Source organism: Aeromicrobium flavum (assembly GCF_007992115.1).
In the GTDB taxonomy this organism is placed as follows: domain Bacteria; phylum Actinomycetota; class Actinomycetes; order Propionibacteriales; family Nocardioidaceae; genus Aeromicrobium; species Aeromicrobium flavum.
Genome location: NZ_BJZQ01000002.1, coordinates 1 through 25,312, shown reverse-complemented (window position 1 = coordinate 25,312; position 25,312 = coordinate 1). Strand labels below are relative to the sequence as shown.

At 71.8% G+C, this 25,312-nt stretch carries 26 protein-coding genes; 18 read left to right on the top strand and 8 right to left on the bottom strand.

Annotated elements, in window-relative coordinates:
• Positions 1–42: 42 nt before the first annotated feature.
• Positions 43–729, top strand: coding sequence for a type IV toxin-antitoxin system AbiEi family antitoxin domain-containing protein (locus AFL01nite_RS03085; RefSeq protein ID WP_146825719.1), 687 nt, complete (start codon positions 43–45; stop codon positions 727–729).
• Complete coding sequence (locus tag AFL01nite_RS03080) at positions 716–1,531, top strand: hypothetical protein (protein ID WP_146825718.1); 816 nt, start codon at positions 716–718, stop codon at positions 1,529–1,531. The genes AFL01nite_RS03085 and AFL01nite_RS03080 overlap by 14 nt, the downstream gene beginning before the upstream one ends.
• A 47-nt stretch (positions 1,532–1,578) precedes the next feature.
• Here AFL01nite_RS03080 and AFL01nite_RS03075 read toward each other — a convergent pair whose 3' ends face one another.
• The 7 genes from AFL01nite_RS03075 to AFL01nite_RS03045 all read right to left on the bottom strand — a co-directional run bounded on the left by AFL01nite_RS03075 (position 1,579) and on the right by AFL01nite_RS03045 (position 9,850).
• A complete protein-coding gene (locus AFL01nite_RS03075; RefSeq protein ID WP_222593380.1) occupies positions 1,579–4,764 on the bottom strand; it encodes an acetyl-CoA carboxylase family protein in 3,186 nt (1,061 codons plus the stop codon).
• Between the two features lie 49 nt (positions 4,765–4,813).
• Positions 4,814–5,392: a class I SAM-dependent methyltransferase gene (locus tag AFL01nite_RS03070; RefSeq protein WP_186813791.1), complete on the bottom strand. Its 579-nt coding sequence runs from the start codon at positions 5,390–5,392 to the stop codon at positions 4,814–4,816.
• Positions 5,389–5,766, bottom strand: coding sequence for an MmcQ/YjbR family DNA-binding protein (locus AFL01nite_RS03065; protein WP_146825716.1), 378 nt, complete (start codon positions 5,764–5,766; stop codon positions 5,389–5,391). Before AFL01nite_RS03065 ends, AFL01nite_RS03070 begins: the two co-directional genes overlap by 4 nt.
• 4 nt (positions 5,767–5,770) lie before the next feature.
• Complete coding sequence (locus AFL01nite_RS03060) at positions 5,771–6,232, bottom strand: NUDIX hydrolase (protein ID WP_146825715.1); 462 nt, start codon at positions 6,230–6,232, stop codon at positions 5,771–5,773.
• Positions 6,232–7,014, bottom strand: coding sequence for a tRNA pseudouridine(38-40) synthase TruA (truA, locus tag AFL01nite_RS03055; protein WP_146825965.1), 783 nt, complete (start codon positions 7,012–7,014; stop codon positions 6,232–6,234). The genes AFL01nite_RS03060 and truA overlap by 1 nt, the downstream gene beginning before the upstream one ends.
• A gap of 224 nt (positions 7,015–7,238) precedes the next feature.
• Positions 7,239–8,201, bottom strand: coding sequence for a winged helix-turn-helix transcriptional regulator (locus AFL01nite_RS03050; RefSeq protein ID WP_222593378.1), 963 nt, complete (start codon positions 8,199–8,201; stop codon positions 7,239–7,241).
• 353 nt (positions 8,202–8,554) lie between these two features.
• Positions 8,555–9,850 carry a citrate synthase gene (locus AFL01nite_RS03045; protein ID WP_146825714.1) on the bottom strand — a complete coding sequence of 432 codons (1,296 nt, stop codon included), beginning with the start codon at positions 9,848–9,850 and terminating at the stop codon, positions 8,555–8,557.
• Between the two features lie 239 nt (positions 9,851–10,089).
• Between AFL01nite_RS03045 and rplM the strand changes: the two genes are divergently transcribed.
• The 5 genes from rplM to AFL01nite_RS03020 are packed head-to-tail and all read left to right on the top strand — an operon-like array spanning position 10,090 to position 13,881.
• On the top strand, positions 10,090–10,533 hold the full coding sequence (gene rplM, locus AFL01nite_RS03040) for a 50S ribosomal protein L13 (RefSeq protein ID WP_146825713.1): 444 nt from the start codon (positions 10,090–10,092) through the stop codon (positions 10,531–10,533).
• Positions 10,534–10,551: 18 nt separating this feature from the next.
• The gene (gene rpsI, locus AFL01nite_RS03035) at positions 10,552–11,049 is read left to right on the top strand and encodes a 30S ribosomal protein S9 (protein WP_146825712.1); all 498 of its coding nucleotides are present in this window, start codon (positions 10,552–10,554) and stop codon (positions 11,047–11,049) included.
• A gap of 13 nt (positions 11,050–11,062) precedes the next feature.
• Entirely contained in the window at positions 11,063–12,409 is a 1,347-nt protein-coding gene (gene glmM / locus AFL01nite_RS03030) for a phosphoglucosamine mutase (protein WP_146825711.1), read from the top strand.
• 3 nt (positions 12,410–12,412) lie between these two features.
• A complete protein-coding gene (locus tag AFL01nite_RS03025) occupies positions 12,413–12,871 on the top strand; it encodes a GNAT family N-acetyltransferase (protein WP_246119569.1) in 459 nt (152 codons plus the stop codon).
• Positions 12,872–12,909: 38 nt separating this feature from the next.
• On the top strand, positions 12,910–13,881 hold the full coding sequence (locus tag AFL01nite_RS03020) for a GNAT family N-acetyltransferase (protein WP_146825710.1): 972 nt from the start codon (positions 12,910–12,912) through the stop codon (positions 13,879–13,881).
• A gap of 13 nt (positions 13,882–13,894) precedes the next feature.
• On the opposite strand, the gene coaA is transcribed toward AFL01nite_RS03020, so the two are convergent.
• Positions 13,895–14,845, bottom strand: coding sequence for a type I pantothenate kinase (gene coaA, locus AFL01nite_RS03015; RefSeq protein ID WP_146825962.1), 951 nt, complete (start codon positions 14,843–14,845; stop codon positions 13,895–13,897).
• A 45-nt stretch (positions 14,846–14,890) separates the two neighbouring features.
• On the opposite strand from coaA, the gene glmS reads away from it, so the two are divergent.
• The 11 genes from glmS (at position 14,891) to tsaD (ending at position 25,253) form a co-directional block, all read left to right on the top strand.
• Positions 14,891–16,735, top strand: coding sequence for a glutamine--fructose-6-phosphate transaminase (isomerizing) (gene glmS, locus AFL01nite_RS03010; RefSeq protein WP_146825709.1), 1,845 nt, complete (start codon positions 14,891–14,893; stop codon positions 16,733–16,735).
• A 4-nt stretch (positions 16,736–16,739) separates the two neighbouring features.
• Complete coding sequence (locus AFL01nite_RS03005) at positions 16,740–18,182, top strand: NAD(P)H-hydrate epimerase (RefSeq protein ID WP_146825708.1); 1,443 nt, start codon at positions 16,740–16,742, stop codon at positions 18,180–18,182.
• Positions 18,179–19,285 carry an alanine racemase gene (gene alr / locus AFL01nite_RS03000; RefSeq protein WP_146825707.1) on the top strand — a complete coding sequence of 369 codons (1,107 nt, stop codon included), beginning with the start codon at positions 18,179–18,181 and terminating at the stop codon, positions 19,283–19,285. Before AFL01nite_RS03005 ends, alr begins: the two co-directional genes overlap by 4 nt.
• Positions 19,282–20,265, top strand: coding sequence for an alpha/beta fold hydrolase (locus AFL01nite_RS02995; RefSeq protein WP_146825706.1), 984 nt, complete (start codon positions 19,282–19,284; stop codon positions 20,263–20,265). The genes alr and AFL01nite_RS02995 overlap by 4 nt, the downstream gene beginning before the upstream one ends.
• Positions 20,262–21,224 (top strand): tRNA (adenosine(37)-N6)-threonylcarbamoyltransferase complex ATPase subunit type 1 TsaE, encoded by a 963-nt coding sequence (gene tsaE, locus AFL01nite_RS02990; protein ID WP_146825705.1) that lies wholly within the window; start codon positions 20,262–20,264, stop codon positions 21,222–21,224. Before AFL01nite_RS02995 ends, tsaE begins: the two co-directional genes overlap by 4 nt.
• A 116-nt stretch (positions 21,225–21,340) precedes the next feature.
• The gene (tsaB, locus tag AFL01nite_RS02985; protein WP_146825704.1) at positions 21,341–21,979 is read left to right on the top strand and encodes a tRNA (adenosine(37)-N6)-threonylcarbamoyltransferase complex dimerization subunit type 1 TsaB; all 639 of its coding nucleotides are present in this window, start codon (positions 21,341–21,343) and stop codon (positions 21,977–21,979) included.
• On the top strand, positions 21,976–22,407 hold the full coding sequence (rimI, locus tag AFL01nite_RS02980; protein ID WP_146825703.1) for a ribosomal protein S18-alanine N-acetyltransferase: 432 nt from the start codon (positions 21,976–21,978) through the stop codon (positions 22,405–22,407). Before tsaB ends, rimI begins: the two co-directional genes overlap by 4 nt.
• Complete coding sequence (locus tag AFL01nite_RS02975; protein WP_146825702.1) at positions 22,404–22,886, top strand: DedA family protein; 483 nt, start codon at positions 22,404–22,406, stop codon at positions 22,884–22,886. Before rimI ends, AFL01nite_RS02975 begins: the two co-directional genes overlap by 4 nt.
• A 46-nt stretch (positions 22,887–22,932) precedes the next feature.
• Positions 22,933–23,346, top strand: a complete 414-nt coding sequence (locus tag AFL01nite_RS02970) for a DUF5709 domain-containing protein (RefSeq protein ID WP_146825701.1) — start codon at positions 22,933–22,935, stop codon at positions 23,344–23,346.
• A gap of 43 nt (positions 23,347–23,389) precedes the next feature.
• Positions 23,390–24,145, top strand: coding sequence for a lysophospholipid acyltransferase family protein (locus tag AFL01nite_RS02965; RefSeq protein WP_146825699.1), 756 nt, complete (start codon positions 23,390–23,392; stop codon positions 24,143–24,145).
• A 61-nt stretch (positions 24,146–24,206) separates the two neighbouring features.
• Complete coding sequence (gene tsaD, locus AFL01nite_RS02960) at positions 24,207–25,253, top strand: tRNA (adenosine(37)-N6)-threonylcarbamoyltransferase complex transferase subunit TsaD (protein WP_146825697.1); 1,047 nt, start codon at positions 24,207–24,209, stop codon at positions 25,251–25,253.
• Positions 25,254–25,312: the final 59 nt, after the last annotated feature.

The following is a 25,312-nucleotide window of genomic DNA, read 5'->3' as shown; positions in this document are numbered from 1 at the left end:
TGGTCCTTTACAGATAACCACCGGAAGTGGCAATATTCTGTGATGATCTTCCGTGGCGACTTCCTGACCACCCAAGAGGCATCTGACCTCCTGGGCGTCAAAGCGCGCCAGGTGCGCGTTCTCGCCGAGGCCGGGGACATCGTCCGTGTCGCGCGCGGCGTCTTCGACCGCACATCGGTGGAGCGCCACCGCGCTGAGCGCGGCACCGGCCGGACTCGGACGTGGGCAGAGCACACTGCGTGGGGAGCTGTCGCGCTACTGGCGGGCGCGGCACCGTTGGACCTAGGCGACACCCAGCAGTACCGATTGCGCGCCAGCTTGCTCGACATCACCGACCCGAGCGAGCTGGCCATCCGGTTGCGTGATCGCGCGACCGTCACGACCTGGTCCGGTCACCGCTCGGCCGGCGACCGCGTCCGAGAGGAACTCGTCATCCCCGGACGCCGGCGGCTCGGGCTCGTCGAGGACGCCGCCATCGTCGACGGCTACCTCCATACCAGTCGGATCGCGGACCTCGTGCGCCGTCACCGGTTGCGCGAGGACATGACGGGATCCATCACGCTGCGCCACACGTCGATGGACCTCGACTTCGTCCACCGCTTGGCGACGCTCAACAGCACGCTCGCCGCCATCGACGCCGCGACCTCCCTCGACCCGCGCGAACGAGGCGTGGGAGAGCGGGCCTTGGTTCGGAGACTGGAGTTGTTCCGCGAAAATGCCCGACGTTGAGAATCATCCGGGCGAGCGCCCCACCATCGACGTCACCGCCGGCGCCGGGGGCTGGCCGGACCCCTGGCCGAACGTCGCGGAGATCGCAGACGTGCTGCCGACCGACAGGTGGACGCTGGTCGGTGGGCTCATGACCCAGTTGCACGCCATCCACCACGGTCTGGGGGTCGTGCGCCCGACGAACGACGTCGACATCGTGCTTCACGTCGAGACCTCCCGCGGGGTTGCCTCCCAGACTTCCGCCGCCCTGCGCTCCCTCGGCTACGAGCTTCGCCCTGCCGTCGATCCCCGCAACAGCACGGCTCACCGCTTCGTGAGAGGTGCCAGCAGGATCGATCTGGTCGGCGCTCGGCTCGACGACGACGCCGAAGAGATCGTCGACGTCCTGATCTCTGACCACCACGCTCCGAGGGTCACCGAACGGCTCGCCGGACGCGACATGGTCCGCATCGAGGGCGGGACACAGGCGCTTCGACGCACCATCAACGCCCGCCTGGAGGTCAACCCCGGAACCATCACCACGGTCTCGGTGCCGAGCGTGTTCGGGGCTCTCGTCCTGAAGGCCGCCGCCTACACGACCGACTCCCGCGACCCCGAGCGCCACCTGCGCGACGCGGTGGCGCTGCTTGCCTGCCTCGACGATCCGTTCGCTGAGCGCGAGAGCTTCACCGGCTCCGACCGTTCCCGACTCCTGATGCTGCGCGGCCGACTCGCTCCCGAGGACGTCGCCTGGACCGTGGTGACGGGTCAGCGCCGTATCGACGCCCAGACGGCGCTGGAGATCCTCACGGACGAAGACTGAAGGACGGGTAGCCGGACGAGGCGTGCAGCGAGGTCACGTCGCGCCGCTCACCAGGTGTCGACATACCGGTGCGAGCCCTCGCCGGCCCAGTCGCCGAGGGTGGCGACGATCCAGCGGCGGGTGTCGGCGGGGTCGATGACCTCGTCGAGCTCCAGCTTCATCGCGCCGTTGATCGCCTTGCCGGCCTCGTAGTGCTGGGCGACGAGCTCCTCGTAGCGCTCGGCGCGGGCCTGCTCGTCCTCGATCGCGGCCAGCTCCTTGGAGAAGCCGAGCCGGACGGCGCCCTCGAGGCCCATGCCGCCGATCTCGCCGGTCGGCCACGAGACGGTGGCGGTGGTCTGGGTGAAGCCGCCGGCCGCCATCGCCTGGGCGCCCAGCCCGTAGGCCTTGCGCAGGACGATCGTGGTCATCGGCACCGTCAGGTGCGAGGCGATCACGAACAGCCGGCTGAAGTGGCGCACGGTGGCGGTCTGCTCGCTCTCGGGCCCGACCATGAAGCCGGGGGTGTCGCACAGGGACACCACCGGCAGGCCGTGCGCGTCGCACAGCTGCAGGAACCGGGCCATCTTGTCGGCGGCGTCGGCGTCGATCGCGCCGCCCAGATGCGCTGGGTTGTTCGCGACCAGGCCGTACGGGCGGCCCTCGATCCGGACCAGCGCGGTGATCGCGCCGGTGCCGAACTCGCGGCGCAGCTCAAGCACGCTGTCGGTGTCGGCGAGGGCGTCGATCACCGTGCGGATGTCGTAGACCTGCTTGCGGTTCTCGCCGATGGCGTGGCGCAGGCGGCGCTGGTCGACGGCGTCCCACGCGGTGCGTCCGCCCTGGAAGTAGGAGAGGTAGCGCTGTGCGACCGAGATCGCCTCGGCGTCGTCGCCGACGACGATGTCCACCACGCCGTTCGGGCCCTGCACCGACATCGGGCCGATCTGCTCGGGCGTGAAGATCCCCAGGCCGCCGCCCTCGATCATGGCGGGCCCGGCCATGCCGAGGTTCGCGTCCTCGGTGCCGATGATGACGTCGCAGCAGCCGAGCAGGGCCGCGTTGCCGGCGAAGCAGCGACCGGTGAGGATGCCGACCGTCGGCACCACGCCGCTCAGCGAGCCCATCGTGGCGAAGGTGCGCACGTTCAAGCCCGCGGCCAGGAGGTCGGCGGTGTCGGTGTCGCCCGGGCGGCCGCCGCCGCCCTCGGCGAACAGGACGACCGGCAGCTTCCGGTCGCGTGCGAGCTCCAGCAGCCGGTCGGTCTTCTTGTGGTTGAAGTAGCCCTGCGTGCCGGCCAGCACCGTGTAGTCGTAGGCCAGGACGGCGCAGCGGCGGGCGTCGCCCGAGTCGTCGCCGTTGATCGTGCCCAGGCCCGTGATGATCCCGTCGGCGGGCGTGTTGGCCATGAGGTCCTCGAGGCTGCGGCGCTGCCGCTGGGCCGCCACGGTCAGCGAGCCGTACTCGGTGAAGGTGCCCTCGTCGACGAGCAGGTCGACCCACTCGCGCGCGGTGAGGTGCCCGCGGGCGTGCCGCTTGGCGACGGCCTCGGTCCGCGCGGCGTCGCGGGTGCGAGCGATCCGGTCCTGCAGCTCGGCCAGGTCGGGGCGGACGTGGTCGAGGTCGACGTCGGCGTCCTCGGCGTGCTGGTGGTGGACGGTGTCGTCGGGGGAGACCACAGCGACGGTCTGGCCCACCGCGACCTGGTCGCCGGCGGCGACCAGGACCTCGGTGACGGTTCCGGCGAAGCCGGCGGTGACGGGGTGCTCCATCTTCATCGACTCGAGCGTGGCCAGCGGAGTCCGCGGGCCGACGGTGTCGCCGGGCTTGACCGACACGGCCAGCACGGTGCCGTTCATGACCGAGGCGATCGTGCCGGACTCGTCGGTGGTGCGCTCGGCGTCGGCGCGGTCGGCCAGCAGTCGGTCGAGCCACGCGGTGGTGACCTCGCCGCTGCGGACGACCTCGTGCGCCAGGAGTTCGCGCAGCAGTGGGACGTTGGTCCGCACGCCCTCGATCCGCAGCGCGGTGACGGCGGCGTCGGCGTCCGCGCAGGCGGCCGCGTGATCGCCCTCGGTGACGGTGACGACCTTCGCGAGCAGGGAGTCGAACGTGCCGTCGACGACGGTGCCCACGGTGATGCCGCTGTCGACGCGGACGCCCTCGGGCGTCGCGAAGTCGGTCACGGTGCCGGTGGTGGAGACGACCGCGCTGCCGACCACCTCCTCGGCGTTGACGCGCGACTGGATCGCCACGACGCCGGGGCGCGGACCGGCGTCGGTCGGCACGCCGGCCTCGGCGAGGCTCTGCCCGGCCGCCACGAGCAGCTGGGCGCGCACGAGGTCGGTGCCGGTGACCTCCTCGGTCACGGTGTGCTCGACCTGCAGCCGTGGGTTGACCTCGATGAACACGGCGTCGAGCGGACCACCCCGGCGCAGCAGGTCGGCGTTGACGAGGAACTCGACCGTGGCGAGGCCGCGGTAGCCGAGGGGAGCGGTGAGGTCCTTGGCCCACGTCGTGAGGCGCTCGCGGTGGGCATCCGTCAGGGACGGGCTCGGCGCGACCTCGATGACCTTCTGGTGGCGACGCTGCACCGAGCACTCGCGCTCGCCGAGCGTGACGACGCCCGTGCCGTCACCGAGCACCTGCACCTCGATGTGCTTGGCGCTGGCGAGCAGTCGCTCGGCGTAGACGGAGGCGTTGCCGAAGGCGCGCTCGGCCTCGGACCGGCAGCGGTCGTAGGCCTCGGCGACGTCGGCGGCGTCGGTGACGGGGCGCATGCCGCGCCCGCCGCCACCGGAGACGGCCTTGATCATGATCCCGGCGGGGTGCCGCTCCAGGAGGGCCGCCACCTCGGCGAGCGAGGCGTCGCGGCCCGTCGCGTCCAGCACCGGAACCCCGTGGGCGAGCGCGTGCTCGCGGGCGCTGCCCTTGTCTCCGAAGAGCTCGAGGGTCGTGGGGTCGGGGCCGACGAAGGTCAGCCCGGCCTCGGCGCAGGCGGTGGCGAGCTCGGCGCTCTCGCTGAGGAATCCGTACCCGGGGTGGACGAGGTCCGAGCCGCTCAGCACGGCGGCGGCCACGATGCCCTCGACGTCGAGGTAGCCGGCCAAGCCGTCGCGGGGGAGCAGCCAGCTGTCCTCGTCGGTCGGCGCCTCGCGCGCGGTGTGGACGCGCTGCACCGTCCAGTCCAGTGCCTCGACGGCTCGGGCGATCCGGGCGGCGATCTCGCCGCGGTTGGCGATCAGGACCTTCACGGGGACTCCTCTGAATCTGAATTCAGGATTGACGGGAGTCACGCTACCGTCACGTCGCGCGGACGGACAGGATGCGGAAGCCCTTGCTGCTGGCGACGCGCTCGGTGGGATGCCCCCGGTCGATGAACCAGCGCTGGAGCGAGTCGGCGCCGAGGTTCCTGCCGACGACGAGGCGTGCCTCGCCCCCGGGACGCAACCGAGGCAGCCACGTGAGCAGCAGCTCGTGCAGCGCCTCCTTGCCGATCCGGATCGGCGGATTCGACCAGATCGCATCGAAGCGGACGTCCGGCGGCACCTGGTCGGGCAGGGCGGTGTGCACGTCGAGCCCCTGCGCGTTCTGGGCGGTCAGCTCGAGCGCCCGCTCGTTGACGTCGACGGCCCACACGGTGGCACCCTCCGCGGCGAGCGAGCAGGCGATCGGGCCCCAGCCGCAGCCGAGGTCGAGCACCACCGTGCCGGGCGGGGGAGGAGTGCTCTCGGCCAGCAGGATCGCGGTGGCCTTGTCGAGCCCACCGCCGGAGAAGACGCCGGTCGAGGTCGTGTACTCGCGCCGGCGCCCCCAGATCTCGACCGTGACGGTGCGCCGCTCGTCCTCAGTCTGCGGGGTCGGATCGAAGTAGTGACTCACGCGTCCCGGCCGTTCTCGGCGAGCCAGGCCTTGCGCACCTTCACCTTGGCGGTGACGATCCAGGCCTCGGTCAGTTGCTCGCGCAGCTCGGCGGGATCGACGTCCTCGGGACGCACGAGCACGGCGTTCGAGTCGAACTTCCGGAAGTGCTCGATCGTGAAGTACGGGGTGTCCGGGTCCTCGACGAGAGCCTCGAGCTCGGCGCGATCCACCTTGAACGCCAGGCAGCCGGGGGAGTCGTCGCGGTCGCGCCACCAGGCGACGAGCGTGCCGCCGGTCTTGACGCCGGGCATGCCCCACGAGGTGCTCTTCTCGGTGTCGGGGAACCGCAGCAGGAACGCCTCGACGTCGTCCCAGGTCATGGCCGTGCCCATGGCCTCAGTCTGGCACGGCGGGAAGGCGGCGCAGGAAGTCCGCCTGCGCCTTGACGATCGCCTCGACCGCGTCCTCGAGCGTGAACCAGGCGACGCGATCGAGCTCGGGGAAGGCCTGCATCGTGCCCGAGCCGGGAGGCCACTCGAGGTCGAACGTGCCCGGCACGACGGACTCCGGGTCGAGGTCGGCCTCGACGGCCCAGACCTGCACGTCCTTCTTCGACTGACGCACCGAGCCGAGGTCGACCCACGGACCCTCCGGCACCGGCACCCCGAGCTCCTCGACGAACTCGCGCCGAGCGGCGTCACGCGGCTCCTCGCCCTCCTCGAGCACGCCCTTCGGGATCGACCACGCGTGCTCACGGCGCTTGCTCCAGAACGGACCGCCGAGGTGCCCCAGGAGCACCTCGCGCCGGCCGTCGCGCACCCGGTGCAGCAGCACGCCCGCGCTGAGCAGGCGTGCCATCACTCGTCCCGGCGACGGCGGGCCTGCTCGACCCGGGCGGCCAGCTGGTCGTCCGCGGGGTAGACGACCTCCTCGAGCACCAGTCCGTGGGCCGGCATGACCTTCACCCGGGGGTCGCGGACCTCGCCGGCGAGGATCTCCGCCGCGAACTGCGGCTCGTACCGACGCTCGCCGACGGCGACGAGGCAGCCCATCAACGACCGGACCATCGAGTGGCAGAACGCGTCGGCGCGCACGGTGGTGGCGATCGTCTCGCCACCGCGGACCGTGCGCAGGGCGATCAGGTGGCGGATCGTCGTGGCACCCTCGCGCTGCTTGCAGAAGGCGGCGAAGTCGTGCTCGCCGAGCAGGTGCTGGGCCGCCTCGTTCATCAGGTCGACGTCGAGCGGACGCGAGATCGCGGCCACCATGCGGCGCTGCATCGGGTCGGGACCGGCGGGGTGGTCCGTCATCCGGTAGACGTAGCGGCGCTCGATCGCGCCGAACCGCGCGTCGAAGTGCTCGGGGGCCTCGGTGACCCGCAGGATCCGGATGTCGCCCGGGACGATGCGTCGCAGCCGGCGCTCGAGGACGCCCGGGTGGCTGTCGACGTCGACGTGGGCCACCTGGGCGCGGGCGTGGACGCCGGCGTCGGTGCGGCCGGCGACGGTCAGCCGGGGCGGCTCGGGCAGCCGCAGGATCGTGCCGAGGGCGGTCTCCAGCTCTCCCTGCACGGTGCGGAGCCCCGGCTGGGTCGCCCAGCCCCTGAACTCGGTCCCGTCGTAGGCCAGATCGATCCGCATGCGCACGCCTCCCACGGTACTGGGGCCGTGAGGGGGCGCGTGGGCGACGTCGCGTGGGAGCCACCCGGATGAAGGCGGCGTACCGAACGTCGACCTACCAGGTGGTGACCGTGACGCCGACGACGCTGAGCGTGCGGGCGTTGGTCGGGCACCGCGGGCGGGGTGCGACGCCGGCCGCGAGGGTCGGCTCCACCCTGGACTCCTTCACGCTGACGCGCTGAGCGTCAACTGGTCGGGTCGAGCTCGGCCAGGTCGATGCTGGTGCCGCGCAGCGGCTCGCCGCACCGGTCGCACGTGAGTTCGCCGACGAAGCGTTCGCCGCAGGCCCGGTGGGTCTGGATGAGCGCAGGCCCCTCGCCGGTGTCGAACCACCGCTCGGCCCAGCCGATCGTCATCGCGATGACGGGGAAGAACGCCAGGCCCTTCTCCGTGAGCCGGTACTCGGAGCGCTCGGTGGTGGAGTCGCCCGTGACCTGCTCGAGGATGCCGTGCTCGCGCAGGGTGCTGAGCCGGCCCGACAGCAGCGACGGGGGCAGGCCGAGGGCCGCCTCGAACTCGCTGAAGCGGCGCACGCCCAGCAGGGCGGCGCCCATCAGCGCCCACGACCAGCGGTTGCCGAAGATGGCCATCGTGTCGGGGTAGAAGGTGTGGCCCACGGCGGCGCCGCGGGTGGAGGAGCGGCGGCGCGTCGTGGTCTCGGGCACCGAGCTGCGCCATCCGCCGGACGGACCCCACTCGGTGTCGAGGTCCTGCACGGACACCGGCTGGTGGCACGCGCGGCAGGCCAGGACCGGGGTGATCTCCTCACCGCACGTGATGTGGCGCATGGGCGGCGTCTCGTAGGAGTGCTCGTCCACCCACGCGCGCTCCCATCCCCAGATCGCGGCGAGGATCGGCCACGTGGCGCGCCCGGAGTCGGTGAGCACGTACTCGGCCCGCGGCGGGCGCTGCTGGTACTCGTGACGGGCCATCAACCCGGCCCGGACCAGGACGTCGAGGCGGCCGCTGAGGACGGCGTGCGAGATCGGCATGCGGGTGGAGAACTCGGTGTACCGCCGGCAGCCCAGCAGCGCGAACCGCAATAGGAAGAGGGTCCACTCGTCCCCGAGCACCCCGAACCCGCGGGCGAGGGCGTTCGTCGCGCCGGGCCCGGACGGCTCGGCGGGGGAGTAGCCACGGATGCTCACTCGGGCATCCTAGGTGCCGCGACGGACCGGGGCGTTCGGTGAGACGCCGGCGGTGCTCCGACGCCGGCTCGTGCCGGTGGCAGACGAGGACTCGACGTTCTCCGCAGTTGGTCTCTGACCCACACTTGGGGAAGAGGCCCGCCACTCAGCGAGAGGGTGGCGGGCTTCGCCGTCCCGGCCCCCTCCCCACTTTTGGAACTCGTTTCACGTGAAATCGCACTCGCGAGGGGAAACGAGTTCCAAAAGTTGCGCCGGGGGCGACGGACGCGGCCCGGCCGGCGGCACCCGCCCGCAGGAACCACGAAGGCCGCGAACCCCGAGGGGCTCGCGGCCTTCGCCGATGCTGCGTCAGCTCACTTCCAGCGCTCGCTGGACGGCACGAAGTCGAGCTGGCGCGCGCCGGTGTAGATCTGCTTCGGACGCGCGATCTTCTGCTCCGGGTCGTCGACGAGCTCGAGCCACTGGGCCAGCCAGCCCGACGTGCGCGGGATGGCGAACAGGACCGTGAACATCTCCGGCGGGAACTGCAGCGCCTCGTAGATCAGGCCGCTGTAGAAGTCGACGTTGGGGTAGAGCTTGCGCTTGACGAAGTACTCGTCCTCGAGCGCGATCTTCTCCAGCTCCTGCGCGACCTCGAGCAGCGGGTTGACGCCGGTGACCTCGAAGACGTCGTCGCAGGCCTTCTTGATGATCGTGGCGCGCGGGTCGTAGTTCTTGTAGACCCGGTGGCCGAAGCCCATGAGGCGCTCTTCGCCGTTCTTGACGCCCTCGATGAACGCCGGGACGTTGTCCTTCGTCTTGATGCGCTTGAGCATCTTCAGGACGGCCTCGTTGGCGCCACCGTGCAGCGGGCCGTAGAGCGCCGCGATGCCGGCCGTGACGGCCGAGTACGGGTCGACCTGGCTGGAGCCGACCGAGCGCACCGCGTTCGTCGACGCGTTCTGCTCGTGGTCGGCGTGCAGGATGAACAGCACCTCGAGGGCCTTGGCCAGGCGCGGGTCCGGGTCGTACTTCGGCTCGCTCATGCGGAACAGCATCGAGAGGAAGTTCTCGGTGTAGGACAGGTCGTTGTCGGGGTAGACGTACGGCTTGCCCTGCGCGTGGCGGAAGGCCCAGGCGCCGAGGGTCGGCATCTTGGCGATCATGCGCACGATCTGGTCGTGGCGGACCTGCGGGTCCTTGATCTTGTTGGCCTCGGGGTAGAACGTCGACAGCGCGCCGACGCTCGACAGCAGCATGCCCATGGGGTGCGCGTCGTAGCGGAAGCCCTGCAGCTGGCTCTTGAGGTTCTCGTGCACGAACGTGTGGAACGTGATCTCGTGCACCCACTGGTCGTGCTGCTCCTTGGTGGGCAGCTCGCCGTGGATGAGCAGGTAGGCGACCTCGAGGTAGGTGGAGGACTCCGCCAGCTGCTCGATGGGGTACCCGCGGTACTCGAGGATGCCCTTCTCGCCGTCGATGTAGGTGACGGCGCTGCGCGTGGAGGCGGTGTTCGTGAACCCGGGATCGTAGACGGACAGACCCGGGTCGTCGTCGGACTTGCCGATCTTTCCCAGGTCCGCGGCACGGATGCTGCCGTCGGTGATCTCGACCTCGTACTCCTCGCCGGAGCGGTTGTCACGAATGGTCAGCGTCTGCTTGTCGGTCACGATCGGGTCTCCTGTGACGTCAGAGAAGTAACGGTCGCGGGGGTGAGCGACCCACTCCAACTTAGTGTCCCCTCGCCCGCGGCGCGAGAGGAGGGTCACGTTCGCGAGACCCGTTTTGACCTTCACGGGGGTGGCCGGGTAATCTGAATAGTCGTTGTGTTGCGACGCGGTCATCCGCGCCTTTGCGACGCGAGATTCCCGATCACACAGTTTTCGATTTTCAACGAGAAGGTCACGCCGTGCGTACGTACAGCCCGAAGCCTGCTGACATCACCCGTCAGTGGCACGTCATCGATGCCCAGGACGTCGTCCTCGGCCGCCTCTCCGTCGTCGCGGCGACCCTGCTGCGCGGCAAGCACAAGCCGACGTTCGCGCCCCATGTGGACGGTGGCGACTTCGTCATCATCGTCAACGCGGAGAAGGTCGCCCTGTCCGGCAACAAGCGCACCGACAAGCCGGTCTACCGCCACAGCGGTTACCCCGGTGGACTCAAGCAGATCGCCTACGGCGACCTGCTCGAGAAGGATGCCCGCAAGGCCATCGAGAAGTCGGTCCGCGGCATGCTGCCCAAGAACCGCCTCGGCCGTCAGCTCATCACCAAGCTGAAGGTCTACACCGGCCCGGATCACCCGCACGCCGCCCAGAAGCCCCAGCCGTTCGAGATCACGCAGATCTCCCAGTAAGCGAAGAGTAGGTTCATCGTGGCTGAGACCACCACCGAAGAGGCCGAGTTCACCCCCAACGCGGAGGGTGTCGCCTACACGTCGGAGTCCTCCGGCGCCGCAGCGCAGGGCGAGATCAAGTCGATCATCGCCCCCGGTTCCGCCACCGGTCGCCGCAAGGAGGCTGTTGCGCGTGTGCGCATCGTCCCCGGCACCGGCGTCTGGACCGTCAACGGCAAGCCGCTCGAGGAGCACCTGCCGAACAAGCTGCACCAGCAGATCGCCAAGGAGGCGCTGGCGGCCACGGGCCTGCTCGACTCCTTCGACGTGATCGCTCGCGTCAGCGGCGGCGGCATGACCGGCCAGGCCGGCGCGCTGCGCCTCGGCGTGGCCCGCTCCCTCAACGCGATCGACGTCGAGGTCAACCGTCCGACCCTGAAGAAGGCCGGCCTGTTGACGCGCGACTCGCGCATCAAGGAGCGCAAGAAGGCTGGTCTGAAGAAGGCCCGCAAGGCGCCGCAGTACAGCAAGCGCTGATCTGCCGGCGCGCATGGGTCGGATCTTCGGCACCGACGGCGTTCGCGGTCTGGCCAATCGGGACCTGACCGCGGAGCTCGCCGTCGACCTCTCCGTGGCCGCCGCCCACGTGCTGGGCGAGGCCGGTGCCTTCGCCGACCAGCGACCCACGGCAGTCGTCGCCCGCGACACCCGCGCTTCGGGGGAGTTCCTCGAAGCCGCGGTGGTCGCGGGTCTGGCGTCTGCGGGGGTCGACGTGCACCGCCTCGGCGTGGTGCCCACGCCCGGCGCGGCGTACCTGACGGCCTTCCTCGAGGCCGACATGGGCGTGATGATCTCCGCCAGCCACAACCCGATGCCCGACAACGGCATCAAGTTCCTGGCGCGCGGCGGCGTCAAGCTCGACGACGAGATCGAGGCTGCGATCGAGCAGCGCCTCCAGGAGCCGTGGGACCGCCCGACCGGTGCGGGCGTCGGTCGCGTCGGCGACAGCCACGCCGGCCTCGGCGCCTACGTCCGGCACCTCCTCGACACGCTGCCCAACCGGCTCGACGGCCTGCGCGTGGTCCTGGACTGCGCCAACGGCGCCACGCACGAGGCCGCCCCCGACGCGTTCATCCGCGCCGGTGCCGACGTGATCACGATCCACGCCGATCCCGACGGCCTCAACATCAACGAGAACTGCGGGTCCACGCACCTCGACGACCTCCGCCGCGTCGTCGTCGAGCGCGGGGCCGACGTGGGCTTCGCCTTCGACGGCGACGCCGACCGGTGCCTCGCGGTCGACCAGTTCGGCGAGGTCGTCGACGGCGACCAGATCCTCGCCATCCTGGCCCTGCGCGGCAAGCGCGAGGGACTGCTGGACAACGACACCGTGGTAGCCACCGTCATGAGCAATCTCGGCTTCACGCACGCGATGGAGGCTGCCGGCATCACCGTCGTGCACACCTCCGTCGGCGACCGCTACGTGCTGGAGGCCATGCGCAACGGCGGCCACATGCTCGGTGGCGAGCAGTCGGGACACGTCATCATGAGCCGGCACGCCACCACCGGCGACGGCACGCTGACCGCGCTGCACCTCGCGGCCGAGATGGCATCCTCGGGCCGCACCATGGCCGAGCTCGCCGCCGTCATGGAGCGCCTCCCGCAGGTGCTCGTCAACGTCGGCGGCGTCGACCGCGACGGCGCGAAGCACCACGAGACCGTCCTGGCCGAGGTGGCGGCCGCCGAGGCCAAGCTCGGCGACACCGGTCGCGTGCTGCTGCGCCCGTCCGGCACCGAGCCGCTCGTCCGCGTCATGGTCGAGGCGCCGACGGCCGACCAGGCCCAGGAGATCGCCGATCACCTGGCCGGCGTCGTCCGCACGTCGCTCGCCCTCTGACCGGTGGTGGACTTCGAGCCCGGCAGGCTCGACCGCGACGACGTCCGGGCGCTGCTGGCCGAGCACCTCTCCGATATGTTCGCGACGAGCCCGGCCGAGAGCGTCCATGCGCTCGACCTCGACGCGCTGCGCGATCCCGCCATCGAGTTCTGGAGCGCTCGCGAGGACGGCCGGCTGCTCGGGTGCGGTGCGCTGAAGGATCTCGGCGACGGTCACGGTGAGGTCAAGTCCATGCGCACCACGTCCGCTGCTCGCGGGCGCGGTGTCGCCACGGCGGTGCTCGGGCACCTGCTCGGCGTCGCTCGCGCGCGCGGCTTCGGCCGGCTGAGCCTCGAGACGGGCACCGAGTCGTACTTCGCGCCCGCCCGCCGCCTGTACCTGCGGCACGGGTTCGTGCCGTGCGAACCGTTCGCCGACTACGTCCTCGACCCGCACAGCGTGTTCCTCACCCGCGAGATCTGACCTCCCGCCCGGGGCCGCATCGGTGCGAGACTGCCCCCATGGCAGTGACGATCGAGGCGCTCGACCCCACCGACCACGGCAGCTTCGTCGAGTTCCACGACGTCTACCGGCGGGCCAACGAGCGCGACATCGACCAACCGTGGTCGGCCGACGGTCTGCAGGTGCTGCTCGTGGGCGACGAGTACCTGCGCAACGACTCGCTGGTGGCTCGCGACGGCGACGTCGTGGTCGGCGTGGCCCTGGCCGAGCTCCCCGAGCGCGACAACGTCCAGACCGCCTACGCGGAGGTCTGGGTGCCCCCCGAGCTGCGCCGCCGGGGTTACGGCCGCGCGCTGCTGGAGCGTCTCGAGTCGCGCGTGGCGGAGGACGGGCGCGCGCAGGTGCTCACCGAGACGCTGCGCCCGATCGACGACCGGACGGCCTCAGGACGCGACTTCATGCTGGCCTGCGGATACGGTCCCGACACGACCTTGGTCCAACGGCAGCTCGACCTCCCGGCCGACCTCCCCGAGGCCGACGTGGCCGACGGATACCGGCTGGTGGGGTGGCGTGCCGCGCCGCCGCCGCAGTGGCGCGAGGAGTACGCCCGCCTGCGCGCCCTGCTCAACCAGGAGGCCCCGTCGGGCGAGACCCAGCTGGACAACGAGTACTGGGATCCCGACCGGCTGCTGCACGAGGTCGACCAGTGGCGCCGCCAGCGCCGAACGGGCCAGACCGTCGTGGCGGTGGCGCCCGACGGCCGGCTGGCGGGGCACACGCAGCTGCTCTTCCCGCACGAGTCGGCCGAGGTCTACCAGTGGGACACGCTCGTCCTGCCCGAGCACCGAGGCCACGGGCTGGGTCTCGCGCTCAAGCGCCGGGCGATGCTCGAGGCCGCCGACCTGCTGGACGGCCGCCGCCGCGTCATCACGTGGAACGACGCCCAGAACGAGCACATGATCGCCGTCAACGAGGCGCTCGGCTACCGCGCCACCGCCTGGGCCGACCAGTGGGTCAAGCACCTCACCTGACCCGAGCGGGGGATCAGAGCTTGCGCAGCCGCACCCACTGGACGCTGTGGTCGGCCGACTTGCGCAGCACCAGGTCGGCCCGGCCGCGCGTGGTGGCGACGTTCTCGCGCAGGTTCGGCCAGTTGATCGTGTCCCACAGCTCCTCCGCGCGGGACTGGGCCTCGGCGTCCGTGTAGGTGCTGTACCGGTGGAAGTACGAGGCCGGATCGGCGAAGGCCGTCTCGCGCAGGCGCAGGAACCGGCTGATGTACCAGCGCCGGATGTCGCGGCTGTTGGCATCGACGTAGATCGAGAAGTCGAAGAAGTCGCTGATCGCCAGGCCCGGCGAGCCGTCGCCGCGCGTCCGTGGGGGAGCCAGCACGTTGAGGCCCTCGACGATGAGGATGTCCGGCCGCTTGAGTGAGACGGACTCGTCGGTGCGGTCGTAGGTGAGGTGGTCGTAGACCGGCGCCTCGATGTGCTCGGCCCCGCTCTTGGCCTGCATGATGAACCGCAGCAGCGCCTTGCGGTCGTACGACTCGGGGAAGCCCTTGCGGTGCATGATGCCGCGGCGCTCGAGCTCGGCGTTGGGCAGCAGGAAGCCGTCGGTGGTGATGAGGGCGACGTTCGGGTGGTCGTCGTGCTGGGCCAGCAGGTCACGCAGCAGGCGCGCCGTCGTGGACTTGCCCACCGCGACCGACCCGGCCAGACCGATGATGAAGGGCACGCGGTCGGGCTGGGGGTCGCCCAGGAACCGCTCGGTCGCCCGGTACAGCGCCTCGGCCAGCCGCACCCGCAGGCTGATCAGCTGGGTCAGCGGCACGTAGACCTGCTGCACCTCGTCGAGGTCGAGCTCCTCGCCCAAGCCGCGGACGCGCTCGACCTCCTCGGGAGACATCGGCTGGACGGCGTCGTGCGCCAGCTCGGCCCACGCCGAGCGTTCCAGCTCCACGTAGGGGGAGGGGTCCCGTGACATACGCACCATTGTCACCAGCGCGTCACTCGAGTGAGCAGTCGGTACCCTGAACCCATGTGTGGAATCGTCGGATACGTGGGCCATCGTCAGGCGCTGGATGTCGTGATGGGCGGTCTGCGACGACTCGAATACCGCGGATACGACTCCACGGGCGTCGGTCTGGTCGACGGCGACCGCATCGCCTGGGCCAAGAAGGCCGGCAAGCTCGCGAACCTCGACGCCGTCCTCGAGGGCAATGCCCTGCCCGCGTCCACGACCGGGATCGGGCACACCCGCTGGGCCACCCACGGCGCGCCCACGGACGCCAACGCCCACCCCCACCTCGACGCCGCCGACCGGGTCGCGGTGGTGCATAACGGCATCATCGAGAACTTCATGGTCCTGCGCGCCGAGCTCGAGGCCGCGGGGTACGAGTTCCTCTCCGAGACCGACACCGAGGTCGTGGTGCACCTGCTGCACCGTGAGCTGCAGCAGCAGGACGACCTGTCCGAGGCCGTGCGCGCGGTGTGCCGCCGCCTGGAGGGTGCGTTCACGCTCGTCTTCGCCGACGCGCTGAACCCCGGTGTGGTCGTCGGCGCCCGGCGCAACTCGCCCCTCGTGGTGGGCCGCGGCGAGGGCGAGAACTTCCTCGGCTCCGACGTCGCGGCGTTCATCGACTACACGGCCGAGGCGATCGAGCTCGGCCAGGACCAGGTCGTCACGATCACCGCCGACGCGATCGACGTCACCGACTTCCACGGCAACCCGGCCGAGACCACCGCCTACACGGTCGACTGGGACGTCACCGCCGCCGAGAAGGGCGGCTACGAGTGGTTCATGACCAAGGAGATCGAGGAGCAGCCCAAGGCGGTCGCCGACACCCTCCTCGGTCGCCTCGACCAGGACGGCCACCTGCAGCTCGACGAGATGCGGCTCACCGACGACGAGCTGCGCGAGATCGACAAGATCATCGTCATCGCGTGCGGCACCGCCTCCTACGCGGGACTCGTGGCCAAGTACGCCATCGAGCACTGGACCCGCATCCCTTGCGAGGTCGAGCTGGCCTCGGAGTTCCGCTACCGCGACCCGATCATCGACCGCTCCACGCTCGTGGTGGCGATCAGCCAGTCCGGCGAGACCATGGACACGCTCATGGCCATCCGGTACGCCCGCCAGCAGCGCGCCCGGGTTCTCTCGATCTGCAACACCAACGGCTCCACCATCCCGCGCGAGTCCGACGCGGTGATCTACACCCACGCCGGCCCCGAGGTCGCCGTGGCGTCCACGAAGGGCTTCCTGTCCCAGGTCGTGGCCTGCTACCTGCTCGGCCTCTACCTGGCGCAGGCCAAGGGCGTGAAGTACGGCGACGAGATCAGCTCGATCATCGACGAGCTGCACCAGGTGCCCGCCGGCATCCAGCGGATGATCGACGAGGGCGACCAGGTGCGCAAGCTCGCTGCCGAGCTCGTCGACCGCCGCTCGTTCCTGTTCCTGGGCCGCCACGTGGGCTTCCCGGTGGCGCTCGAGGGCGCGCTGAAGCTCAAGGAGCTGGCCTACGTGCACGCCGAGGGCTTCGCGGCCGGCGAGCTGAAGCACGGTCCCATCGCGCTGGTCGAGAAGGGCCTGCCGATGTTCGTCGTCGTGCCGCCCCGCGCCCGCGACCAGTTGCAGGAGAAGATCCTCAGCAACATCCAGGAGGTGCGGGCCCGCGGCGCCTACACGATCGTCCTGGTCGAGGACGGCGACGACTCCGTGGTGCCGTTCGCCGACGTCGTGATCCGGCTGCCGAAGGTGCCCACGCTGCTGCAGCCGCTGGTGGCCACGGTGCCGCTGCAGATCTTCGCCTGCGAGCTGGCCGAGCTGCTCGGCCACGACGTCGACCAGCCGCGCAACCTGGCGAAGTCCGTCACGGTCGAGTGACGCGATGCTGACCGCCCACACCGTCGCGCAGGTCCGTGCGGCGGAGGAGGTCGCAGCGGTCGAGCAGGGCTGGGACGGGCTCATGCAGCGCGCGGCCGGGGCTTTGGTCGGCCACCTTCTCGAGCTGGTCCCGGCCGACGAGACCGTGGTGGTGCTGGTCGGGCCGGGCAACAACGGCGGTGACGCGCTGTTCGCGGCCGCCCGGTTGCTGGAGCGCGGCCGCCGCGTCAACCTGTGCCTGCTCGATGCGTCGAAGGCCCACCCCGCCGGCCTCGCGGCGGCCACGGGCGCGGGCGCGCAGGTCGTCGATCGTCCCGAAGGGCACCGCGTCGCGGTCGACGCGCTCTTCGGCATCGGCGCCCGCCCCGGTCTGACGGGAGTGGCGGCGGAGTGGGCCGCGTGGATCGAGCGCGAGCGGCCGTGCGTCGTGGCGGTGGACGTGCCGTCGGGGATCGGCGTCGACGACGGCCGGCTCGACGGACCCGCCGTCCGGGCCGACCACACGATCACCTTCGGCACGATGAAGCCCGGGCTGCTGCTGGGGCCGGCCGCGCCGCTCGCCGGGCGCGTCACCGTGGTCGACATCGGCCTGGACCTCGCGGAGCAGCGGGCGGTGGAGTCGCTCGAGCTCGCCGACGGCCACCGGTTCCGCGACCGCATGGTCCCGTCGGCCGCCGACCACAAGTACAGCCGCGGCGTCGTCGGCGTCCGCGCGGGCTCACCGGAGTACGCCGGCGCCGCCCACCTCTGCGTCGCCGGGGCCCAGGCCGGCCCGGCCGGCATGGTCCGCTTCGTCGGCGCCCCCGACCTGTCGCACCGCGTCGTCGACCGGGCCCCCGAGGTCGTGGCCGGCGCCGGCCGTGTGCAGGCGTGGGTCGTCGGGCCCGGCGGCGAGGACTCCGCCGAGCCCCTCGACGCCGCGCTCGCCGACGGCGTGCCCGTGGTGGTCGACGCCACCGCGTTGGGCCACCTGCCCGACCGGTTCGAGGTCGACGCCCTGCTGACACCGCACGCCGGCGAGCTCGCCGCGATGCTCGGTACCGAGCGTGCCGAGGTCGAGGCGGACCCGCTGGCCCATGCCCGTCGCGCCGCCGAGCGCTGGTCCGCCACCGTGCTGCTCAAGGGGCCGCGCACGCTCGTGGTCTCGACCGACGGCCGCGTGCGGGTCAACACGTCGGGCACCCCGTGGCTCGGCACCGCGGGCGCCGGAGACGTCCTGGCCGGGTTCGCCGGGTCGCTGCTCGCCCGCGGGCTCGACGCGTTCGACGCCGGGTCGGTCGCGGCGCTGCTGCACGGCCTCGCCGCCGAACGGGTCGGCGGACCCTTCGTCGCCTCCGACATCGCCCGCGCCCTGCCGGGCACCCTCCGCGATTTCTGCGACGGGTCCCGGCTCATGAGGGGTGCGGAGGACGAGATCCACCGACGTCGAGAGGAGGGCCGCCCATGAGCAACGCCGAGCTCGTCGTCGACCTTGACCAGTACCGAGCCAACCTCGCCGCGCTGCGGGCGTACGCGCCCGACGCCCTGCAGATGGCCGTGGTGAAGGCGAACGCCTACGGGCACGGCACGGTGCCGATCGCACGCGCGGCGCGCGGCGCTGGCGTCGACTGGTTGGGTGTCGCCACGCCGCAGGAGGCGCTCGACCTGCGCGCCTCGGGCGACCGGGGGCCGCTGCTGTGCTGGCTCGCGATCCCCGGCGCGCCCTTCGCCGAGCTGGTCGATGCCGACGTCGACGTCACCGCCTCGGGCGTCGACCAGCTGCACGCCATCGCCGCGGCCGGCGAGCGACCCCGGGTGCAGCTGAAGGTCGACACCGGCCTGTCGCGCAACGGAGCCTTCGGACCGCAGTGGGACGCGCTCGTCGCCGCGGCCGCGCGGCTCCAGGAGGCCGGCACCATCGAGGTCACCGGCGTCTGGTCGCACTTCGCGAGCGCCGACGAGCCGGACCATCCGGCCAACGACCACCAGGAGTCCGTGTTCCGTGCGGCGGTCGACCAGCTGGCGTCGGCCGGGGTCGATCCCGGCGTGCGGCACCTGGCCAACTCCGCCGCTGCCGTGACCCGGCCGTCCTCGCACTTCGACCTCGTCCGGATCGGCATCGCCTCGTACGGCATCGATCCCGACCCCGCCGTGCCCGTCCCCGAGGTGCGCCCCGTGCTGACCGCGCGCACCGTGCTGGCGAACGTCAAGCGGGTTCCGGCGGGCGCGTCGGTCTCCTACGGCTGGCGCTGGTCGGCCGACCGCGAGACGACCCTGGGGCTCGTTCCCGTCGGGTACGGCGAGGGGATCCACCGCACGGCCTCGAACCGGGCCGAGGTGGGGTTCGCGGGGAGCCGGGCCCCGGTCCGTGGGACGATCTGCATGGACCAGCTGGTCGTCGACTTGGGCGACCGGACGGCCCGCATCGGCGACCGGGTCACGCTGTTCGGCCCCGGCGACGACGGCGAGCCGACGGCCCAGGACTGGGCCGATGCCGCCGGGACGATCGCCTACGAGATCGTGACGCGTCTGGCAGGGCGCTGGTCCCGCACCTACCGAGGAGAGCGATGACGTCGTTGGCAGGACGAGTGGCGGCCACCGCCGGTGCCTTCGCGGCGGCCGGTGTCGCCGGCACGGCCGCGACGATCCTCCGGAACCGCAAGGCCGAGCAGCGCCGCCTCTCGCGCGGTGAGGACGTGCCCTTCGGGTCGGTCCGCGGCGACTCGTACTACGTGTCGGCCGCCGACGACGTGCCGATTCACGTCGAGGTCGACGAGGGTCCCGGCCCCACGATCGTCTTCCTGCACGGCTGGATGTGCGACCTCGACACCTGGCACTTCCAGCGGCTCGCGCTGCGCGACCACGCCCGGCTGGTCTTCATGGAGCACCGGTCGCACGGGCGCTCGGGGCGCAGCGGTCCGCGCAACTCCTCCCTGCACGACATGGCCGACGACGTCCGCCGCGTGATCGACGCCCACGCGCCCGACGGGCCGGTCGTGCTCGTGGGGCACTCGATGGGCGGCATGGCCGCGATGCAGCTGGCCCAGCTGGCGCCCGAGCTGTTCGACGACCGGATCGCGGGCGTCGTCCTGGTCAGCACGAGTGCCGGCAAGCTCATGCGCCGCAGCCCGGCGCTGCGGTTCATCGTGCCGCTGGTCAAGGCGGCGACGCCCCTGCTCGACTGGGGCCGCGAGTTCAACAGCTACTCGGTCATCCGCCGCTGGGCCTTCGGCCCGCACGCGCAGTCCTCGCGGGTCGACATGGCCGACGAGATGATCCTGCGTGCTCCCACCACCGTCGTCCTGAACTTCTACGACAACTTCGTCGAGCTCGACCTCGGCGCCGGGCTCGATGCCATCTCCCGGTGCCGCACCGCGGTCGTGTGCGGCACGAAGGACGTCATGACCCCGTTCGGCCACAGCCGCTGGCTGGCCCGTCACATCACCGGCGCCGAGCTCGTGCCCGTCAACGACGCGGGCCACATGGTCATGCTCGAGGAGCACGAGCAGGTGACGGAGGCGATCGAGCGCGTCCTCAAGGACATCGCATGAGCCGTGAGCTCGACGTCGACCTGGCCGGTCCCGACCGGGCCCAGGAGGTCGTCGACGTCATCCATCGTGCCTTCGCCGCGCGCCCGGCGCTCGACCCGCCCGCCACGGCCGGCGACGAGACCGTCGAGTCCGTCGCCGCCGCGCTCGAGGATCACGGGGGACTGATCGCGATGCGTCGCGGGCTGCCGCTCGGCGCCATCTTGTTCGACCGCTCGCGTCCTGGGCTGATGGGCCTGCGTCGCGTCAGCGTCGACCCGCTCGGCCGTGACCGCGGCGTCGCCTCGGCCATGGTCGGCGTCGCCGAGGACGTCGCGGAGGAGGCCGGCATGGACGGCATCTGGCTCCACGTCCGCGAGGAGCTGCCCGAGAACGTGCGCTTCTGGAGTCACCGCAAGTACCGGCCCGTTCGTCGCGAAGGCACCACGATCGAGATGGGCAAGACGCTGTGGCTCGCCCGGGAAGTGCCCGACGCCGATGCGATGCGCGACCTCGCCGCGCGCGTCGCGGGTCTCGTCCGGGCCGGCGACCTGCTCGTGCTCACCGGCGACCTCGGGGCCGGCAAGACCACGTTCACCCAGGGGCTGGGGGAGGCCCTCGGGATCCGCGGGCCCGTGACGTCGCCGACGTTCGTCATCGCGCGCACCCACCCGAGCCTGGTCGGCGGCCCGTCGCTCGTCCACGTCGACGCGTACCGGCTCGGCAGCGCCGCCGAGATCGACGACATCGACTTGGACGCCACCACCGACGAGTCGGTCACCGTCGTTGAGTGGGGCGCCGGCATGGCGGAGCAGCTCTCGGACAGCTGGCTCTCGATCGCGATCGAGACGCGCGCCGCCGGCCCGGTCGACCCGGTCGGCACGGCCTCGGGCGTCCTGTCCGAGGACATGCGCGTCGTCACCATCCGGCCCTACGGCCCCCGGTGGCTCGAGGTCCCGCTGCGCAGCACCCTGCTGGCCTGACCGACAGCCACATCCACGCGCCCCACTCCACTTTTGGAACTGGATTCACGTCGCGCGGCCCGTTGAGCGTGGATCCGGTTCCAAAAGTGCGGAGGGGGCGGAACTAGGCTGGGGCCGTGCTCCTCCTCGCGTTCGACACCGCCACGCCGGCGATCTCCGTGGCCGTCCACGACGGCACCTCCGTCGTCGGCGAGGCCACGGGGGCGGGGTCGATGGCCCATGGCGAGCTCCTGGCACCGGCGATCCGCGAGGCGCTCCAGCACGCCGGCGCCACGCCCGCCGACCTGACCGACGTCGCCGTCGGCGTGGGTCCCGGACCCTTCACCGGGTTGCGGGTCGGCGTGGTCACGGCGCTGACCCTGGGCCAGACCCTCGGCCTCGCCACCCACGGCGTGTGCTCGCTCGACATCCTCGCCGCCGAGGCCTCGGCGCAGTTCGACGAGGACTTCGTCGTCGCCACCGACGCCCGGCGCAAGGAGGTCTACTGGGGCCGCTTCACCGCCGCGGGCGTCCGCGTGGCCGGTCCCGACGTCGACTTCCCCGAGACCGTCGCGGCGCTCGGTCTGCCGGTCGTCGGTCGCGGCGGGCACCTCTTCGCCGATCGCTTCGCCCGCGTGGAGGCGACGCCGCTCGACCCGTCGGCAGCCGCGCTCGCCGCGCTCGTCGCCGGCGGCCGGGCGGTCGAGCTGCCGCTCGAGCCCCTCTACCTGCGCCGACCGGACGCGACACCCCAGGTCGCCTCGAAGCCGGCATGATCCGCGCGGCGGGCCTGCGCGACCTCGACACCCTGGAGTCGATCGAGAACGCCAGCTTCGGACTGGACGCCTGGAGCGCGGCGCAGGTGCGGGACGAGCTCGTCGGCGACCGGATCGTGCTGGTGCTCGTCGACGAGTTCGGTGTGCGCGGCTACGCCTCGGTGCGGCTGTTCGCCCCCGACTCCGAGCTGATGCGGATCGCCGTGGGGCTGGGGTCGCGCCGCGAGGGGGTGGGCTCGCGCCTGTTGCAGGCGGCCGAGGACGCGGCGCGCGGCAAGGGCGCCGACCGGCTCCTGCTGGAGGTCGCCGACGACAACGCGGCCGCGCTCGCGCTCTACCGTCGCGCCGGGTACCGCGAGGCCGGCCGCCGGCGCTCCTACTACCGCTCGGGTGCCGACGCGGTGCTCATGGAGCGCCCACTCGGATGAGCGACGTGCTGGACTCGGTCCGCTCGTGGCCCTGGGCCTGGGCGTGGCTCACGTTCTTCGTCGTCGTGCTGCTGCGTGCCGGTGGAACCTACGGGATCGGCCGCGCCCTCGCCGCCGGCCTGGTGCGCGATCGCGAGCCCGGCGCCCGCGTCCGCGCGGCGATGGCGCAGGTCGCCCGCTGGGGTCCGCCGGCCGTCACCGTGAGCTTCTTCACGGTCGGCGCGCAGACCGCGGTGAACCTCGCGGCTGGTCTGGCACGGATGACGTTCCCGCGCTACCTGACCGGCCTGCTGCCCGGCGCCGTCATCTGGGCGACGGTCTGGTCGACGATCGGGATGAGCGCCTTCCTCGCGGTCTTCTCCGGCGGCTCGGAGCGGGCCGCGTGGTTCTTCCTGCTCGCCGTCGTGGTGGTGGTGGCGGTGCTGCTGGGACGCTCGATCCGCGAGCCGGGACCCGCTCCGGACCCCGAGCAGGACTGACTTCGGGCCCCCTGCGAGTGCCCCCGGCGCGTGGCAAGGTGGAGGCATGAGCGATCCGCGCAACCAGCCCCCGGCCCCTTCCCAGTACCTGAGCCAGGAACAGGATCAGGACACCCTGCTCGGTCGTGAGACCCACGATCCGCTGGACGAGGGCCTCACCGCTCCCGAGCGCTGGTCCGCCGGCGAGGGCTTCGGCACGACCGCCGAGGAGCAGGTCCAGGGAGAGTCGTTCGAGCAGCGCCTCCAGCAGGAGGAGCCCGACGTCGACCCCGAGTCCGAGTGGAGCGAGGAGGACCTCGACGACGGCGAGGTCGGCGTGCGCCGGTCCGGCCGGCTGGTCGACCCCGACGGCGGCGTCGGCGAGGACCACGTGTCCCAGTTGGTGGGCGACGACGTGGGCATCGACGGTGCCGCCGCCAGCGCCGAGGAGGCTGCCGTCCACGTCGTCGAGGAGGAGTGACGAGACCCCACGTCGGTGAACGCGCGTGCACTAGGGTGCAGCCATGCGCGACCTGACGTACCCGGCGGTCATCGGCACGGCGAAGACGCTGTTCCGGGTGCTGGGCATCTCCTTCCAGACCTCCGGTACCGAGCACATCCCGCGTGAGGGTGGCGCCATCCTCGCGTCCAACCACGTCAGCTACGTCGACTTCATCTTCAACGGCCTGGCGGCCCAGCCCGCCGGGCGCCTCGTGCGCTTCATGGCGAAGAAGGAGGCGTTCGACCACAAGGTGTCCGGCCCCCTCATGCGGTCGATGCACCACATCCCGGTCGATCGCGCCCAGGGCGAGGGCTCGCTGCACGCCGCGGCCGACTATGCGCGCCGGGGCGAGATCGTCGGAATCTTCCCCGAAGCCACGATCAGCCGCTCGATGGAGGTCAAGGAGATCAAGACCGGCGCCGTCCGCGCGGCCGCCGAGGCGGGCGTGCCGCTCATCCCGATGGTCGTCTGGGGCACGCAGCTGCTGAAGACCAAGGACCACGAGGCCGACCTCTACGGCCGCGGCAAGACGATCGGGCTGCACGTCGGCGAGCCGATCCCGGTCACGGGCGAGGACCCGGTGGCCGAGACCGCGCTGCTGCACGAGGCGCTCACCGGCCTGCTCGACAAGGCCATCCGCGAGTACCCGGTCCCGCCCGAGGGCCAGTGGTGGGCGCCCGCCCGCTACGGCGGCACCGCACCCACCCCCGACGAGGCCCGCCGCCTCGACCTCGAGGAGAAGGCCGTCCGCGACGCCAAGCGCGCGCAGCGGGGCTGACGTCCGGCCCTGTCCCGTGGGCCGCGACGTCCGCTGACCGGGCCCACGGCACAATGGACCGGTGAGCGAACCGCTGGTCCTGGGCATCGAGTCCTCGTGCGACGAGACCGGTGTCGGCATCGTCCGCGGCACCACGCTGCTGGCCCATGCGGTCGCGTCCAGCGTCGAGGAGCACGTCCGCTTCGGCGGCGTCGTGCCCGAGGTCGCCAGCCGGGCCCACCTCGAGGCCATGGTGCCGACGCTCGAGCAGGCGTACGAACAGGCCGGCTTCGACGTCCGCGAGGTCGACGCGATCGCCGTCACCAGCGGTCCGGGCCTGTCCGGTGCCCTGCTGGTCGGCGTCGCCGCCGCCAAGGCGCTCGCCGTCGCGCACGACAAGCCGCTCTACGGCGTCAACCACCTGGCCGCGCACGTCGCGGTCGACCAGTTGGAGCGCGGCCGGTACACCGAGCCGGCGGTCGCGCTGCTGGTCAGCGGCGGCCACACCGAGCTGCTGCTGGTCAACGACATCGCCACCGACATCACGCTGCTCGGGGGGACGATCGACGACGCCGCCGGCGAGGCCTTCGACAAGGTGGCCCGGCTCCTCGGCCTGCCGTACCCCGGTGGGCCCGAGATCGACCGCGCGGCGCGCGACGGCGACCCGACCGCGATCGCGTTCCCGCGTGGGCTCACCACCGGTCGCGACCTCGACCGCTACCGCTGGGACTTCTCGTTCTCGGGCCTCAAGAGCGCGGTGGCGCGGCACGTCCAGCGCGAGCAGGGGATGGGCCGCGCGATCGCGGTCGCCGATGTTGCCGCCTCCTTCCAGGACGCGGTGTGCGACGTGCTGAGCCGCAAGGCGATCAAGGCCTGCGTCGAGCACGACGTGCCCCGCCTGATCCTCGGCGGCGGCGTGGCGGCGAACGGCCGGCTGCGTCACTTCGTGCTGGAGCGTGCCGAGAAGGCCGGCGTCGAGGTCCGCATCCCGCCGCCCTCGCTGTGCACCGACAACGGCGCCATGGTGGCGGCCCTCGGTGCCGAGGTCGTGCGTCGGGGGATCGCGCCCTCGTCGCTCGACCTGCCGGTCGACTCGAGCCTCCCCGTCACCAGCATCGTCGCCGCCTGACCCGCACTCCACCCCACCGCGAGTGGCGCAAACCTGCCCGCCACTCGCCGAGTGGCGGG